Origin of the sequence: Rhodopseudomonas sp. P2A-2r (assembly GCF_026015985.1) — a bacterium.
Classification (GTDB): Bacteria; Pseudomonadota; Alphaproteobacteria; order Rhizobiales; family Xanthobacteraceae; genus Tardiphaga.
Genome location: NZ_CP110389.1, coordinates 5,708,364 through 5,723,615 on the forward strand (window position 1 = coordinate 5,708,364; position 15,252 = coordinate 5,723,615).

At 61.7% G+C, this 15,252-nt stretch carries 10 protein-coding genes and 3 pseudogenes; 6 read left to right on the plus strand and 7 right to left on the minus strand.

What is annotated here, in order from left to right; translation table 11 throughout:
- Nucleotides 1-79 precede the first annotated feature (79 nt).
- A complete protein-coding gene (locus tag ONR75_RS27580) occupies nt 80-628 on the minus strand; it encodes a c-type cytochrome (protein WP_265080051.1) in 549 nt (182 codons plus the stop codon).
- Between the two features lie 198 nt (nt 629-826).
- On the opposite strand from ONR75_RS27580, the gene ONR75_RS27585 reads away from it, so the two are divergent.
- Nucleotides 827-1,567, plus strand: coding sequence for a 3-deoxy-manno-octulosonate cytidylyltransferase (locus ONR75_RS27585; RefSeq protein WP_265080052.1), 741 nt, complete (start codon nt 827-829; stop codon nt 1,565-1,567).
- Between the two features lie 19 nt (nt 1,568-1,586).
- On the plus strand, nt 1,587-2,447 hold the full coding sequence (locus ONR75_RS27590) for a prephenate dehydratase (protein ID WP_265080053.1): 861 nt from the start codon (nt 1,587-1,589) through the stop codon (nt 2,445-2,447).
- 15 nt (nt 2,448-2,462) lie between these two features.
- Here ONR75_RS27590 and ONR75_RS27595 read toward each other — a convergent pair whose 3' ends face one another.
- Entirely contained in the window at nt 2,463-2,849 is a 387-nt protein-coding gene (locus ONR75_RS27595) for a YciI family protein (protein WP_265080054.1), read from the minus strand.
- 253 nt (nt 2,850-3,102) lie between these two features.
- Entirely contained in the window at nt 3,103-4,119 is a 1,017-nt protein-coding gene (locus ONR75_RS27600; protein ID WP_265080055.1) for an LLM class flavin-dependent oxidoreductase, read from the minus strand.
- Nucleotides 4,120-4,537: 418 nt separating this feature from the next.
- Between ONR75_RS27600 and metF the strand changes: the two genes are divergently transcribed.
- Nucleotides 4,538-5,431 carry a methylenetetrahydrofolate reductase [NAD(P)H] gene (gene metF, locus ONR75_RS27605; RefSeq protein WP_265080056.1) on the plus strand — a complete coding sequence of 298 codons (894 nt, stop codon included), beginning with the start codon at nt 4,538-4,540 and terminating at the stop codon, nt 5,429-5,431.
- Between the two features lies 1 nt (nt 5,432).
- Nucleotides 5,433-9,320, plus strand: a complete 3,888-nt coding sequence (gene metH / locus ONR75_RS27610; RefSeq protein ID WP_265080057.1) for a methionine synthase — start codon at nt 5,433-5,435, stop codon at nt 9,318-9,320.
- Between the two features lie 23 nt (nt 9,321-9,343).
- On the opposite strand, the gene ONR75_RS27615 is transcribed toward metH, so the two are convergent.
- A complete protein-coding gene (locus ONR75_RS27615; protein WP_265080058.1) occupies nt 9,344-9,475 on the minus strand; it encodes a hypothetical protein in 132 nt (43 codons plus the stop codon).
- A 516-nt stretch (nt 9,476-9,991) separates the two neighbouring features.
- Here ONR75_RS27615 and ONR75_RS27620 point away from each other — a divergent pair.
- Together ONR75_RS27620 and ONR75_RS27625 are read left to right on the plus strand one after the other, a co-directional pair.
- On the plus strand, nt 9,992-10,249 hold the full coding sequence (locus tag ONR75_RS27620; RefSeq protein ID WP_265080059.1) for a hypothetical protein: 258 nt from the start codon (nt 9,992-9,994) through the stop codon (nt 10,247-10,249).
- Nucleotides 10,250-10,285: 36 nt separating this feature from the next.
- Nucleotides 10,286-10,612: a hypothetical protein gene (locus ONR75_RS27625; protein WP_265080060.1), complete on the plus strand. Its 327-nt coding sequence runs from the start codon at nt 10,286-10,288 to the stop codon at nt 10,610-10,612.
- A gap of 880 nt (nt 10,613-11,492) precedes the next feature.
- Here ONR75_RS27625 and ONR75_RS27630 read toward each other — a convergent pair.
- From ONR75_RS27630 to ligA, 3 pseudogenes are all read right to left on the minus strand, one after another.
- A pseudogene (locus ONR75_RS27630) lies at nt 11,493-11,729 on the minus strand (BRCT domain-containing protein); the annotation flags it as partial.
- 603 nt (nt 11,730-12,332) lie between these two features.
- Nucleotides 12,333-12,689, minus strand: a pseudogene (locus ONR75_RS27635) (exonuclease domain-containing protein); the annotation flags it as partial.
- Nucleotides 12,690-12,800: 111 nt separating this feature from the next.
- Nucleotides 12,801-15,133, minus strand: a pseudogene (gene ligA, locus ONR75_RS32625) (NAD-dependent DNA ligase LigA).
- Between the last annotated feature and the right edge of the window lie 119 nt (nt 15,134-15,252).

Sequence of the window (15,252 nt, forward strand, 5' to 3'; positions counted from 1 at the left end):
AGGTTTGGTAATGCCGGAAACGAAAACGGCCAGGCAGAGCCTGGCCGTTTCGATCAAACAAGTGATGGGACGGAAACCGTTACTTTGCCGCCGTCGGCAGCGGCACCGGGGTATCCGCGAGCGATGCCAGATAGGCGATCACGTCGGCGCGCTCGCTGTCTTTCTGGATGCCGGCAAAGCCCATGGCGGTGCCGGGAACGGTACCCTTGGGATTGGCGATGAACTTGTTCAGTTCATCGAACGTCCAGGTGCCGCCCTTGGCCTTCATGGCCGCCGAGAAATTGAAGCCATTCTTGCCCTGGCCGACATGCTCGTTGACGGTGCCGTACAGGTTCGGGCCGACGCGGTTCGGGCCGCCCTTCTCGAAGGTATGGCAGGCCGCGCACTTCTTGGCGGCGGTGGCGCCCTTTTCGACCGAAGCGGTCTGCAGCAGCTTCTCGATCGGCTCGGACGGGGCGGCAGCCTCCTTGGCGCCAGCGCCGGCCTCTTCCTTCACGGCAATGTCAAAGCCGGGCTTTTCCAGTTTCTTCGGCGCGAACACCGCCTGCGCCGTGAAATTGGTCACCAGCAGGATCAGGCACGTGGCCAGCACGGCGCCCATGACTTTATTGAGTTCGAAGGAGTCCATTGTCGATCAGGCCCCACGCCGGGAAAGTCTGTTGAAAGCCGCCAGAGACGGCCACGGAATCGTGTATTCGCACTGCACTGGCAGCCGGTTTGAGATAACGGTTTGCCCCCGCTCTGGCAACCCGTATAAACGCCCGAACTTTCGACCAATTCCCGCCATTTCATGCGCCTTTCAGCTGGGTCCAGACAGTCCATAACAATGCCCGAGACCCACACTTTGGTGCTGATTCCCGCCCGCATGGCCGCCACCCGCCTGCCGGGCAAGCCGCTGCTGGACATTGCCGGCCAGCCGATGATCGTCCACGTGGCACGCCAGGCCGCCGCTGCCGGCATCGGCCGGGTGGCGGTCGCCACCGACACCCCGGAGATTGCCGCCGCCGTCACCGCCCACGGCTTCGAGGCGGTGATGACCCGTGCGGACCATCCGTCCGGCTCCGACCGGATCTATGAGGCGCTGTGCAAACTGGACCCGGCCGGGGCGGTGCGGACCATCGTCAACGTCCAGGGCGACCTGCCGACCATCCCGCCGGGAGACATTGGCGCAGCCGTCCGACTGCTGGACGACGCCAGCGTCGATATCGGGACGCTGGCCGCCGTGATCCGCAAGGACGAGGAACACAGCAATCCCAGCGTGGTGAAGCTGATCGGCTCCCAGGTGGATGCAGCACGGCTACGGGCGCTGTATTTCACCCGCGCCACAGCGCCTTACGGCGACGGACCGCGCTACCATCACATCGGGCTCTATGCCTATCGCCGCGCGGCGCTGGAGCGCTTCGTCCGGCTGCCGCCCTCGCAGCTCGAACTGCGCGAGAAGCTGGAGCAGTTGCGCGCGCTCGAGACCGGCATGCGGATCGATGCGGCCATTGTCGATTCCGTGCCGCTCGGCGTCGACACGCCGGAGGATCTGGAAACCGCACGGCGGATTTTGAAGGTATCGTGAGACTCCGAACCCATACGAAATGACAAGACCCATGAAAATTGCATTCCAGGGCGAGCCCGGCGCCAATTCCCACATTGCCATCGTCGAGGCCTATCCCGACGCCGAGCCGATGCCCTGCCCGACCTTCGAGGACGCGCTGGCCGCGATCTCCTCGGGCGAAGCGGACCTCGGCATGATCCCGATCGAGAACTCGATCGCCGGGCGCGTCGCCGACATCCATCATTTGCTGCCGGCCTCTGGCCTGTTCATCATCGGCGAGTGGTTTCTACCGATCCGCCACCAGTTCATGGCGCCGCGCGGCGCGACGCTCGACGGCATCAAGACCGTGGAGAGCCATGTGCACGCGCTCGGCCAATGCCGTCGCATCATCCGCAAGCTCGGCATCAAGCCGATCGTCGCGGCGGACACCGCCGGCTCGGCACGCATCGTCGCCGAGCGTGGCGACAAGAGCTGCGCCTCGCTGGCGTCACGGCTGGCCGCCGACATCTACGGCCTCGATATTCTCGCCGAGGACGTCGAGGACGAGAGCCACAACACCACGCGCTTCGTGGTGCTGGCGAAGGAAGCCAAGTGGGCCAAGCAGAGCCCGGATCCGCTGGTCACGTCGTTTGTGTTCCAGGTCCGCAACATTCCGGCTGCGCTCTACAAGGCCATGGGCGGCTTCGCCACCAACGGCGTCAACATGACCAAGCTGGAAAGCTACATGGTCGACGGCAACTTCACCGCCACGCAGTTCTATGCGGATGTCGACGGCCATCCCGACGACACCCGGCTCGCCTTCGCGCTGGAGGAGCTGAAATTCTTCTCCAAGGAATTGCGCATCCTCGGCGTCTATCCGGCGCATCCGTTTCGCGCGACCTTTGGCGAAACGCAAACCTGACGCCGGCTGCCAGGGTCATGCCGTCTTGACGTCGTCCGCAACGGACATGCCGGGAAGGTAGAGCGCGACCGGCCGGACTTCGTAGACCGCGGTCGGATTGGCCTTGCGCAAATCCCGCGCCGCCTTGATCGCCGCCTCGCGCGACGCACAATCGACGACATAGAAGCCAAGCAGCTGTTCCTTGGTTTCCGCAAACGGACCGTCGATGACCACGCCGGCACCGGGACCGCGCAGCGTGAATGCCGCCTTGGTCGCCCCCAGCCGCGCTGCCGGCCCAAGCCGGCCGTCGCGGTTCAGCTGATCATGAGCCTTGCTGAGGTCCGCCATGACAGCGGCATCTTCCTCCGGTGTCCAGGAGGTCACCACGTCTTCGACGTGATAGGCCAGAATTGCGTAAAGCATGGGTCGTGCCTTTCGTCATGAGGATTTGAATATCAAGGACGATTCACTGACAGAGTTTCCGACATGCCTGAGACACGCTGCTCATCACTCTCTCCCGTCATCCTGAGGTGCCGTCGCACTTGCGACGGCCTCGAAGGATGGGCCGCAAGCGCCGGCGTTCGCCTCCGCATCCTTCGAGGCTCGCCCTTCGGGCGAGTACCTCCAGCCGAACGCAATTGCGTTCGGTGGGGATGACGGCGCTTGAGCGAGTGGCCTACGCCGCCGCTCGCCGCAGCTGAAACGCCTCGGCCAATAGCGAATACGACTTCTTGCGCGCCTCGTGGTCGTAGACCGCGGTGATCACCATCAGTTCATCCGCCGCGCTCGACGCGATCAGCGGCTGCAGCCTCTCGCGCACGGTAGAAGGGCTGCCGACAAACAGCCGCGACCGATGGCGGGCGATTTTGGCGCGGTCGCTGTCGGTGTAGGGATAGGCCAGCGCCTCCTCGACGCTTGCCAGCGGCAGATATTCGCCGCGGTCGCGGCGCAGCCGGTTGAGATCGAACGAAGTTGCCAGCCGCTCGGCTTCGGCGTCGGTGTCGGCGACGATTGCCGCCACGGCGAGGATGCCGTGCGGCGCGGCGCGCCAACGCGACGGTTTGAAATGGGCGCGGTAATGCACCAGCGCGTCGGCGGCATCAAACGACGCGAAGTGATGGGCAAAGGCGAAGCCCATGCCGACCTGTGCCGCCAGTTCCGAACTGTAGTCGCTGGAGCCGAGCAGCCAGATCGGCGGCAGCGGCGCATCGTTGGGCATGGCCACGACGTTGTTGTAGGGATGGCCAGCGGGGAATTCGCGGGTCTCCCACAGCATCAATTCGCTGAGCCGCTCCAGAAAATCATCGCCATCGCGAGCGTCGAGCCGGCTGCGCAGCGCATGCGCGGTGGCGCCATCGGTGCCGGGCGCGCGCCCCAGCCCGAGGTCGATGCGGCCGGGAAACAGCGCCTCCAGCATCTTGAAGCGTTCGGCCACCACCAACGGCGCGTGGTTCGGCAGCATCACGCCGCCGGAGCCGACCCGGATGCGCTTCGTCACTGCGGCGATCTGGCCGATCATGATGTCCGGCGCGGGGCTCGCCACCGAGGCCAGGTTGTGATGCTCGGCGAGCCAGTAGCGGACATAGCCGAGGTCGTCGGCATGACGGGCCAGATCGATGCTGTTGCGCAGCGCTGCAGCAGGCGGCGTGCCGGAGGTGACGACCGAAAGGTCGAGAATGGACAAGGGGATCATGACGGTAACCTAGCGCCTCCTGATCGACGCACAACCCTGAGCCATACGCCAGGTTCGACTGCGCGATTACAGCTGCCGGAGATGCTGACGGTGGGACATATCCGACGATACAGATTTTAAACCATTTCCTGCCCACTTTTGTTCAAGCTGGTTACGATCAAGTGCTTTGTCGGTAAACCCCTTAATATAGGCGATTTTACGCGATCAAGATTGGCCTCACGTTGAGATCCGGCCTGCCCATCCATAGATATCCCGATCAATATTTAGGGCATATCTGGACTTCAGTGGGCAAATTCCCACAATAACCGGGGTGCCAATGGGCTATTTTAAGCCGTTCGCCCGTCCTATTATTGCAGTGCAGCGGGCGAATTTCAGCAGACGCATGTGAAGCCGGGACAGCCCCGTGGAGTTTGGTCATATGAGCGAGACGACGCAGCCGGCGAAACTGCCCGCCATCTCCTTCGAGTTCTTCCCGCCGAAGACCGAAGAGATGGAGCGCAGCCTGTGGGAAACCATCACGCGCCTCGCGCCGCTCAACCCGAACTTCGTGTCCGTGACCTATGGGGCCGGCGGCTCGACCCGCGAGCGCACCCATTCCACCATCACCCGCATCCTCAACGAGACCGCGCTGATCCCGGCCGCGCATCTCACCTGCGTCAACGCCTCGAAGGCGGATATCGATGACGTGGTCGCGCAATATCACGCGGTGGGCGTCCGCCACATCGTGGCGCTGCGCGGCGATCCGACCACGGGCATCGGAACGCCCTATGTCGCTCATCCCGCCGGCTACCAGACCTCCGCCGACCTCGTCGCCTCCATCAAGAAGCGCTATCCCGACATCGACGTCACCGTGTCGGCCTATCCCGAGAAGCATCCGGAGAGCCTGGATTTCGACGCCGACATCGATGTGCTGAAGGCCAAGGTCGATGCCGGCGCCACCCGCGCCATCACCCAGGTGTTCTTCGACAACGACCTGTACTTCCGCTACCTCGACCGCGTGCGCGCCCGCGGCATCGATATTCCGATCCTGCCGGGCATCATGCCGATGCACAATTTCAAGCAGGCGCGCAATTTCGTCACCCGCGCCGGCACCACCGTGCCGGCCTGGCTCGATGAAAAGTTCGACGGCCTCGACGACGACGCCGAGACCCGCAAGCTGGTCGCCGCGACCGTCGTCGCCGACCAGGTCCGGAAGCTCGCCAAGAACGGCGTCACCGACTTCCATTTCTACACCATGAACCGCGCCGACCTCGTTTTCGCCATCAGCCATTTGCTCGGCTTCCGGCCGAACGGCGCGCAGAAAGCAGCCTGATATGACCGTTCCCGTCTCGATCAAGCGTACCGAACTTCTGAAGGCCGCCGCCGAACGCATTCTCGTGCTCGACGGCGCCATGGGCACCATGATCCAGGGCCTGCAGTTTGACGAGGCGGCATTCCGTGGCGAGCGCTACAAGGATTTTCACCGCGACCTGCGCGGCAATAACGACCTGCTCATCCTGACCCAGCCGCAGGCGATCGAGGATATCCACGCGCAATATCTGCGCGCCGGTGCCGACATCGTCGCCACCAACACCTTTTCCTCGACCTCCATCGCGCAGGCCGATTACGACCTCGCCGACATCGCCTATGAGATGAGCCGCGACGGCGCCCGCCTGGCCCGCAATGCGGCCAACAAGGTTTCCGCCGAAGACGGCCGCCCGCGCTTCGTCGCCGGCGCCATCGGCCCGACCAACCGCACCGCATCGATCTCGCCGGACGTCTCCTCGCCCGGCTACCGCGCCGTGACCTTCGACGACCTGCGCATCGCCTATAGCGAGCAGATCAACGGTCTGATCGACGGCGGCGCCGACCTGCTGCTGCTGGAAACCATCTTCGACACGCTGAATGCCAAGGCGGCGCTCTATGCCATCGCGGAAATCTGCGAGGCCCGCGGCATCGACATGCCCGTCATGATCTCCGGCACCATCACCGACAAGTCCGGCCGCCTGTTGTCCGGCCAGTTGCCCGAGGCGTTCTGGAATTCGGTGCGCCACGCCAAGCCGATCACCATCGGCTTCAACTGCGCGCTCGGCGCCGAGGATCTGCGCGCCCATATCGCCGATATCGGCCGCGTCGCCGACACGCTGGTCTGCGCCTATCCCAATGCCGGCCTGCCCAACGAGTTCGGCCAGTACGACGAGAGCCCGGACTACATGGCGCGGCTGATCGGCGAATTCGCGCAATCCGGCCTGGTCAACATCGTCGGCGGCTGCTGCGGCACCACGCCGGACCATATCGCGGCCATCGCCAAGGCGGTCGCCCCGCACAAGCCGCGCGTTGTGCCGGTGATCGAGCCGCGGCTGCGGCTCTCCGGCCTCGAGCCGTTCGAACTGACACCAGCCATCCCGTTCGTCAACGTCGGCGAGCGCACCAACGTCACGGGCTCGGCGAAATTCCGCAAGCTGGTCACCGCCGGCGACTATACCGCCGCCTTGCAGGTCGCGCGCGACCAGGTCGAGAACGGCGCGCAGATCATCGACGTCAACATGGACGAAGGCCTGCTCGATTCTGAGCAGGCGATGATCACCTTCCTCAACCTCGTCGCCGCGGAACCGGACATCGCCCGCGTGCCCGTTATGGTCGACTCGTCCAAATTCAACGTGATCGAAGCCGGCCTGAAATGCGTTCAGGGCAAGCCGGTGGTGAACTCGATCTCGATGAAGGAAGGCGAAGCCAAGTTCATCCACGAGGCCAAGATCGCGCGCCGCCATGGCGCCGCCGTGGTGGTGATGGCGTTCGACGAGGTCGGCCAGGCCGATACGTTTGCGCGCAAGACCGAGATCTGCAAACGCGCCTACGATATCCTGGTCGGGCAGCTCGACTTCCCGCCGGAAGACATCATCTTCGATCCCAACATCTTCGCCATCGCCACCGGTCTCGAGGAACACAACAATTACGGCGTCGACTTCATCGAGGCGACGCGCTGGATCCGCCAGAACCTGCCGCACGCCCATATTTCCGGTGGCGTCTCGAATCTCTCGTTCTCGTTCCGCGGCAACGAGCCGGTGCGCGAGGCGATGCATTCGGTGTTCCTGTATCATGCCATCAAGGCCGGCATGGACATGGGCATCGTCAATGCCGGGCAGATGATCGTCTATGACGATATCGACCCCGAGCTGCGCCAGGTCTGCGAAGACGTCATCCTCAATCGCGATCCCGGCGCCTCCGAGCGCCTGCTCGAACTGGCGGAAAAATTCCGCGGCCAGGGCAAGGAGGTCAAGGAGAAGGATCTCGCCTGGCGCGAATGGCCGGTGGAGAAGCGGCTCAGCCACGCGCTGGTGCACGGCATCACCGAATATATCGACGAGGACACCGAGGCGGCACGCCTCACCGTGGCGCGTCCGCTGCATGTCATCGAGGGCCCGCTGATGGCCGGCATGAACATCGTCGGCGACCTCTTTGGCGACGGCAAGATGTTCCTGCCGCAGGTGGTGAAGTCCGCCCGCGTCATGAAGCAGGCGGTGGCCTGGCTGATGCCGTTCATGGAGCAGGAAAAGGCCGACAATCTGGCCGCCGGCATCGAAGGCGATGGCCGCAAGAACGCCGGCAAGATCGTGCTCGCCACGGTCAAGGGCGACGTCCACGACATCGGCAAGAACATTGTGGGCATCGTGCTCCAGTGCAACAACTTCGAGGTGATCGATCTCGGCGTCATGGTGCCGGCCTCAAAAATCATCGAGACGGCCAAGGCCGAAAACGCCGACATCATCGGCCTGTCAGGCCTGATCACGCCGTCGCTCGACGAAATGAGCTTCCTCGCCGGCGAGCTGGAGCGGCAGGGCCTCAAGGTGCCGTTGCTGATCGGCGGCGCCACCACCAGCCGCGTGCACACGGCTGTCAAGATCGACCCGAACTACAAGGGCGGGCCGGTCGTCCATGTCAACGACGCCAGCCGCGCCGTCGGCGTCGCCTCCGCGCTGATGTCCGCGGATCGCCGCGACGCCTATGCGGCGGAAATCCGCGCCGACTATGCCAAGATCTCCGCGGCGCATTTCCGCGCCCAGGCCGACAAGAAGCGGCTGAAACTGGCCGACGCCCGTGCCAATGCCGTGGTCATCGACTTCGCCAAAACGCCGCCGAAAAAGCCGACCTTTTTCGGCACCAAGACCTTCAGCGACTATTCGCTGAAGGAGCTGGCGGATTACATCGACTGGACGCCGTTCTTCCAGACCTGGGAATTGTCCGGGCGCTATCCGGCCATTCTCACCGACAAGGTGGTCGGCGAGGTCGCCGCCTCGCTGTTCGCCGATGCGCAGAAAATGCTGAAGCAGATCGTCGACGAGAAGTGGTTCACCGCCAAGGCGACCGTCGGCTTCTGGCCGGCCAATGCCGACGGCGACGACATCCGCGTCTATGCCGACGAGAGCCGCAGCACGCCGATCGCCACCTTCCATACGCTGCGCCAGCAGCTGGAGAAACGCGAAGGCCGCTTCAATTCCGCGCTGTCGGACTTCATCGCGCCGGCCGCCTCCGGCATTCCCGACTATATCGGCGCCTTCGTGGTCACCGCGGGGATCGGTGAGGATGTCATTGCCGACAAGTTCAAGAACGCCAACGACGACTACTCGTCGATCCTGTGCAAGGCGCTGGCTGACCGTCTCGCCGAGGCTTTCGCCGAGCGCATGCACCAGCGCGTGCGCCGCGAATTCTGGGCCACCGATCCCGACGAGGCGCTGTCGCCCGACGACCTGATCCTGGAGAAATACAAAGGCATCCGCCCGGCGCCGGGCTATCCGGCGCAGCCCGACCACACCGAGAAGACGACTTTGTTCCGGCTGCTCGACGCCGAGAACACCGCCGGCGTGACCTTGACCGAGAGCTTTGCCATGTGGCCGGGCTCGTCGGTGTCCGGCCTGTATTTCGGCCATCCCGAGAGCGCCTATTTCGGCGTCGGCAAGATCGAACGCGACCAGGTCGAGGATTACGCCACGCGAAAAGGCTGGAGCGTAGCCGAGGCCGAGCGCTGGCTGGCGCCGGTGCTGAACTATATCCCGACGCGGGACCAGTCCGATCAGGACCGCCGCGTTAAGGAGGCCACCGCCCTGCCTGCCGCCACGCCGGCGCCGGCCAACGACGCGGCCCGGGAAATGGCCTCGCATCCGCCCGGCTGCAACTGCGCCGTGCACATGAAATATCGCGCCAAGGCGGTCGGCGCGAAGTAGATCGCGCACCCCGCATCTGACGTTCATTCGGCTGCGGCGGCGCCCGCGGCCGCGGTGTCGTAGAATTCGTAGAACTCCACGGCCTTGCCGTTGCGCATCCGCCAGAAATCCAGCTTGGGGTTTTGAGCACCTTTCCGGTGCGCTTGTTGGCCCATTGGCAGGAGCCGCGCATCACGACGGCCTCGCCCTGCGCGACGAATTCATCGACCACCGCATCCACCATCTCCCATTCAGCGGCGAGACCGTCGAAATACTGGCTGAGCGCCTCGCGGCCATCATATGCGCGGGCGAAGCTCAGCGGCTCCTTTCCGTCCGCGAGCGACCCGAAACGGATGGTGGGATCGACGAGTTTCATGAAGTGGTCCGGCGCCCCCTTGCTGGCGCGCCAATTGTCGTAGGCCTCTTTCAGGACGGCAACGTTCGACGCTTCATCGGACATGGCAAACCTCCCTGTTTTTCGCCAGCTGTTCATCACCTGCCGGCGAACGATGATCGCAGCAGCGCAACAAACCACCAGAGATTGTGCTGCGCGTCGCGCCGCGAGCGCACGGCGGCATCGACCGGTCCCGGCGCACCTTTCTGCCTCCTTCGCCGATCATTTGCGCCCCACGCGGAACAATGTTGTCTGTCATTGCTTGATGCGCGCGCCTGTTGCGCCTTGAGGGAATCACATGAAGCGAACACTCATCGCGGCTGCGACCGCAGGACTGCTCGGTCTCGGCCTGATGTTTCCGGCGGTGGCAATGCCGGTGAGCCCGTTGGCGCCGACGACCACCAGCGCCAGCGACATCATCCAGGTTCGCGGCGGTCATGGTCACGGCGGCGGTCATGCCATGCGCCGCGGCGGACGTGGCCATCACCATGGCTGGCAGCGCGGACGCGGACACCATTACGGCTGGTCGCGCGGCCATCATCGCGGCTGGCGCTGAGCAGCGACCATCTACAGAATCAAACCGGAGACTGACATGAAGAAGCTTATCCTCTCGATCGCAGCGGCGACCGCCCTGCTGACCACGGCGGCAACCGCCGCGCCGCTCAGCCCCGCCGCTGTCGGCGCCCAGGCCGGCGCCAGCGCCGAACAGGTGCGCATGGTGTGCGACGAATACGGCCGCTGCTATCGCACCCGCGGACCGCGCTACGGCTACGGCGGCGGTTATGGCCGTGGCTACGGTTACGGCGGCGGCTACGATCGCGGCTACCGCGGCTACAATCGCGGCTACGAGCGCCGCGGCTATTACGGCGGCGGCGGCCCGAGCATCGGCTTCAGCTTCGGCGGCGGTCGCGGCTGGTAAGTACGTTATTTCGGCACCAAGCCGGACCAGAGGGCCGCCCGCAGGGGCGGCCCTTTGGTTTGAGCGATGGGACAGCGGACCGAGAAAGGCCCGCCGCCGTTCGCCGGATATCGCGCGTTCTGCGGCGCTCCCAAAACATTCCAGATTCAATTGTCAAACAGCCATGCAATCGCAATCCCGCGACGCCAATGCGCCCGGGCTGTGCTGCATTCCCTGGCCCTCCCATCGAGAGGGCGCGCGGAACGCCGGGTGCCCGATGCACCCATGGGCTTGTGCGCAGTGGTAGTAAGTAGGCGCACAAGGCTTGGCTACGGTTTCACTGGACTGATCCGGCGTTCCGCGCGCGATGGTGTTAACGGCTTATTGCGTGCTCTCCCCGGCGGCCGACACGGTTTCTCGTCGCCGTCGCTTCCGGTTGAGGGTGTTCCGCGGGCGGGTTGCCGCGGACTCTCCACCGGGCTTGGTGCTCACGCGGGGCACCAGGACCGCACGCCTTCGCCGTCCGCGCAGCGCTGTCGTCTGCACTTCCTCCGGTTCTCACTGGCCATTCCGGCGAGCCCTGAACCGAATTCCGCGCCTGACGCTGCCGCGTCCACCGCACCCCGCCCCGCGAACCTGACGATCGCGAGTCGCCCCTCTCGGTGGGGCGGGATGAACTGGACTATAAACCTATTTTAGGAGCAGTCAACAGGATTGGGAAAAAATATCCCCCGTCATTTGGGCTTCCTCCCGGGTCGGCGCAGTCGGCCGGGATCCGAACCTCAGCAACTCCCGATGGAGTGGCGGGAATCCAGAGATGTTATGTGCCCGGCCATTGCAGGATTCCGGGTTCGGTCGCGGCTATCGCCGCGCCCGCCCCGGAATGACGGCGCCTGACTCGCTAAGTCCGCTCGATCAGCGTCAACCACTCGTCTTCCGTCAGCACAGCGACGCCGAGATTACGCGCCATGATCAGCCTCGAGCCAGCATCCTCGCCCGCAACGACATAGTCCGTCTGCTCAGACACCTTTGTCGTTACTTTAGCACCTACCAATTGTGCAGACGCCTTTGCCTCGGCACGAGTAAAATTGATCAACGATCCGGTGAAAACTACCGTCTTGCCGGCAATGACGGCATTCAAAGGAAATGTCGTTGTCAGAGCGTCCGATCCGACCGAAACCTGTAACGCCATCGGGCTAGTTTTCGTTACAGAAACTGTCTTCATCCGCTTCGCACGTGGCGAAGGTGTCCAGTCTCGATAAAGTTCTGGTACCCCGCCAAGGCTTTCAACCTTTTCGCGAAGTCGTTCCACATCGTCGCTATTATCGGAAGCAAGATCGTCGATTTCCCCATACAGCAGCGCGTGGATATGTCGACAACGACGACCCGTCTTCCATCCCATGCACTCGCAGCTCAAATCGAACTGCCCCTTTTGCACTTCTGTCACATTGTAAAAATTGCCGTTACTGCCTGCGACAACGAACTGAAATCCCCGGCTCGCCCTGTGGGCCTGCGCATCACGAGTAAAATCAGAGAGTAGTTTAGAATACTGAGAAGACGGCGCGCTCCTCACGGACAGTCCTTTACAAGCAACGACGCCGATATCATCAACAAAACCCACCTGCAGGGAAATCCTACCGGGAATGTCAAGGACTTCAGAAATTCCGAGGTCATTGGCAGCAGCGAGAACAATCCTCGCGCAAACGTGGGCATCGTCTGAAGCGTGATGATGATTGAATTCGATCCCGAGCTTCAGGCCGAGAGAAGATAGCTTGAACGATCCATGATCTGGCCACACCAGGGTGGCGATCCGTTGACTACAGAGATAGGAGAAGCGAGGGATGGGGACGTTGTAGGCAGCGAGCGTGGCGCAAAGGACCTCGACATCAAATTGCGCATTGTGAGCAAGCAGCAATCCGCCTTGAATGTCCGGCAAGAATTCCGAGATTACCTCCGGAAATTCAGCGGCATCCTTTACGTCCAGAGCAGAGAGGCCGTGTACACGGGATTCATAAACGCCGAACCGCATCTCCTTCGGCTTGATGAGACGATACTCACGCCGAACGATTTCGCCGCGCTCGATCCAGGCGAGGCCCATAGCACATGGGCTTGCTCGGCTCTCATTCGCCGTTTCGAAATCTATTGCGATGGACTTCAATTCCCGCCCCCGCAGAAACTATCAGATACAACATTTTAAGTTGCACTCTTTTTACTTCACGCCTCCTATCAGATCAATCCAATCTTGTTCTGAAATGACCTTCACGTTATTTTTCTCGGCATCTTTGAGCTTTGAGCCCGCGCCCGGACCGGCAACCAGGACATCTGTTTTCTTTGAAACGGAGTTTGAAACCTTTGCGCCGAGCCGTTCAGCAGTTGCTTTGGCTTCATCGCGCGTCATACGTTCCAGTGTTCCTGTAAACACAATGGTTTTTCCTGAAACGGCAGAATCGGTGACGGATTTCTCCGGCAAAGACACTTTGATTTGAGCTATCAACGCATCAACCACATCACGATTGTGCTGTTCTTCAAAGAATTGAGTTAGATGATCCGTTGCTACGGTCCCGATATCGCTGTCGCTTGCAAGTTCCTGATAGGCGGGTCTTGGCATCTCCAAACGGGCCTGTTCAATTGCTTTCCCAAGCGCTTGAAGTGACTGGTAATGATCTAGCAAACTTGCGCGTTGGCGCCGATCAACAGATGGAAGCTCATCTTCTCCAGCTGCCAGACGGCTCGGCAAATCCTCACTATCGAGCAATTTCCCCACTGTGACCCGACCAATGTAGGGAACTTCGCTCAATTCGCGCCATGCGGGACCGGGTCTATCTACAGTCGCAGCATCTACCCCATCACGGAAGTCTGCGATGCTCTTGAAATGTTTTGCCAACGCTTTAGCCGTAACTTCGCCGACATGCCGAATCCCTAACCCGAACAGCAGGCGATTGAACGGAACACTCCGCCTCGCCTCGATTGCAGCGAGAAGATTCTCTGCTTCTGTATATTGCCTCTTGTCTTCCGAAAGCGAACTTTTGCGTTTTTTTCCAGTCTCCTCCTCTCGAAGGACGGCCTGCATCTCTCGCTTTTTATAGAGGACAGCCTTCAGCTCATCGAGCTTCAGGTGCAGGGTAAATATTTCAGCCGGGTTTCGAACCAGTCCCTCATCGTAGAAAAGCTGAACATAGGTCTCGCCAAAGCCTTCGATATCTAAAGCACCTCGCGAGACAAAATGTCGTATGCGTTCAACCGCTTGAGCCGGACAGATCAAACCACCCGTACACCGCCTAACGACTTCACCGTCCTCATCATCTCGCACAGCAAGGCTATCACAGACTGGGCATCGATGAGGAAATTGGTAAGGCTCGGCGTTGTTTGGCCGCTTCTCGCTCACCACTGAAACGATCTGAGGAATGACGTCGCCAGCGCGTTGCACGATGACGGTGTCGCCTATCTGAATGTCCTTGCGTTTGATCTCATCTTCGTTATGCAGCGTCGCGTTCGAAACCACGACGCCGCCGACCGTCACCGGCTCCAACCGCGCCACCGGCGTCAGCGCGCCGGTACGCCCGACCTGGATGTCGATGCCGTTGAGGATGGTCGTTGCTTGCTCCGCTGCGAACTTGTGCGCGATGGCCCAGCGCGGGCTACGCTCCCGGAAGCCCAGTTGATTCTGCCAGTCCAGCCTATCAACCTTGTAGACCACACCGTCGATATCGTAGCCGAGGGAGGCGCGGTCGGCTTCAATCCTTCGATAAAACTTGAGAAGGTCTTCCGTCGTTTCGATCAGGGTCGTTAATCCGTTGGTGACGAAACCCGAACTTTTGATCCACTGAATCATCCCCATCTGCGTAGTTGCAGGCATCTCGCTCATCTCGCCCCAGCTATAGGCGAAAAACTTCAGTGATCGTGACGCCGTAACTGCTGGGTCTTTTGTAAGAGCGAGCCAGACGCTGCATTGCGAGGGTTCGCAAAGACCTTCTTGCCTGCTTCAGCTTGTCGCTTATTCAGTTCAAAGAATTCGCTATGGCTCATGTAAATTTCACCGCGGATCTCACAAATATTAGGAACATTTTCCGAAGTCAGCTTCTTAGGAATTTCCTTAAGAGTTGCGATATTCGCCGTGACGTCTTCTCCTGTAATTTTATCTCCACGAGTTGCGCCCGTGACAAGTAGTCCATCTTCGTAGCGAAGTGACATCGAAAGCCCGTCGATCTTTGGCTCAGCCGTGAAGGCAATAACTTCATCACTAGGCCGCTTTAGGGACCGCCGAACCCGAGCCACAAATTCTTCTAAGTCTTTGTCAGAAAATGCATTGTCGAGTGAAAGCATCGGCACCGCATGACGAAGTTCTCTAAATCCCTTTCGGGGCGAAGCCCCCACCAAGAAGGACGGACTAAACAATGTACGGAGATCTGGAAAACGCTCTTCAATTTCTTTATTGCGCACGCGCAGTCTGTCGTATTCCGCGTCTGAAATGGTGGGCGCGTCTTGCTGATAGTAACGCTTGTCGTGCGCGGCTATCTCGGCGGCGAGGCGCCGGAGCTCCATCTCGGCTTCTTCTTCCGTGAGGCGCTCCACGAGAACTTGCGGCGCCAATTCGGGAAACTTCGCTTCGATCGCCTCGACGCGGCGGCGCAGCGCGTCGTAGTCGGCATCGGACACGGCGG

Bases quoted from the DNA above. Each gene is read 5' to 3' on its own strand.
- metH (WP_265080057.1), top strand. From the start codon at position 5,433: ATGACCGTTCCCGTCTCGATCAAGCGTACCGAACTTCTGAAGGCCGCC.
- ONR75_RS27600 (WP_265080055.1), bottom strand. From the start codon at position 4,119: ATGATCCCCTTGTCCATTCTCGACCTTTCGGTCGTCACCTCCGGCACG.
- metF (WP_265080056.1), top strand. From the start codon at position 4,538: ATGAGCGAGACGACGCAGCCGGCGAAACTGCCCGCCATCTCCTTCGAG.
- ONR75_RS27625 (WP_265080060.1), top strand. From the start codon at position 10,286: ATGAAGAAGCTTATCCTCTCGATCGCAGCGGCGACCGCCCTGCTGACC.
- ONR75_RS27595 (WP_265080054.1), bottom strand. From the start codon at position 2,849: ATGCTTTACGCAATTCTGGCCTATCACGTCGAAGACGTGGTGACCTCC.
- ONR75_RS27580 (WP_265080051.1), bottom strand. From the start codon at position 628: ATGGACTCCTTCGAACTCAATAAAGTCATGGGCGCCGTGCTGGCCACG.
- ONR75_RS27620 (WP_265080059.1), top strand. From the start codon at position 9,992: ATGAAGCGAACACTCATCGCGGCTGCGACCGCAGGACTGCTCGGTCTC.
- ONR75_RS27585 (WP_265080052.1), top strand. From the start codon at position 827: ATGCCCGAGACCCACACTTTGGTGCTGATTCCCGCCCGCATGGCCGCC.
- ONR75_RS27590 (WP_265080053.1), top strand. From the start codon at position 1,587: ATGACAAGACCCATGAAAATTGCATTCCAGGGCGAGCCCGGCGCCAAT.
- ONR75_RS27615 (WP_265080058.1), bottom strand. From the start codon at position 9,475: ATGGGCCAACAAGCGCACCGGAAAGGTGCTCAAAACCCCAAGCTGGAT.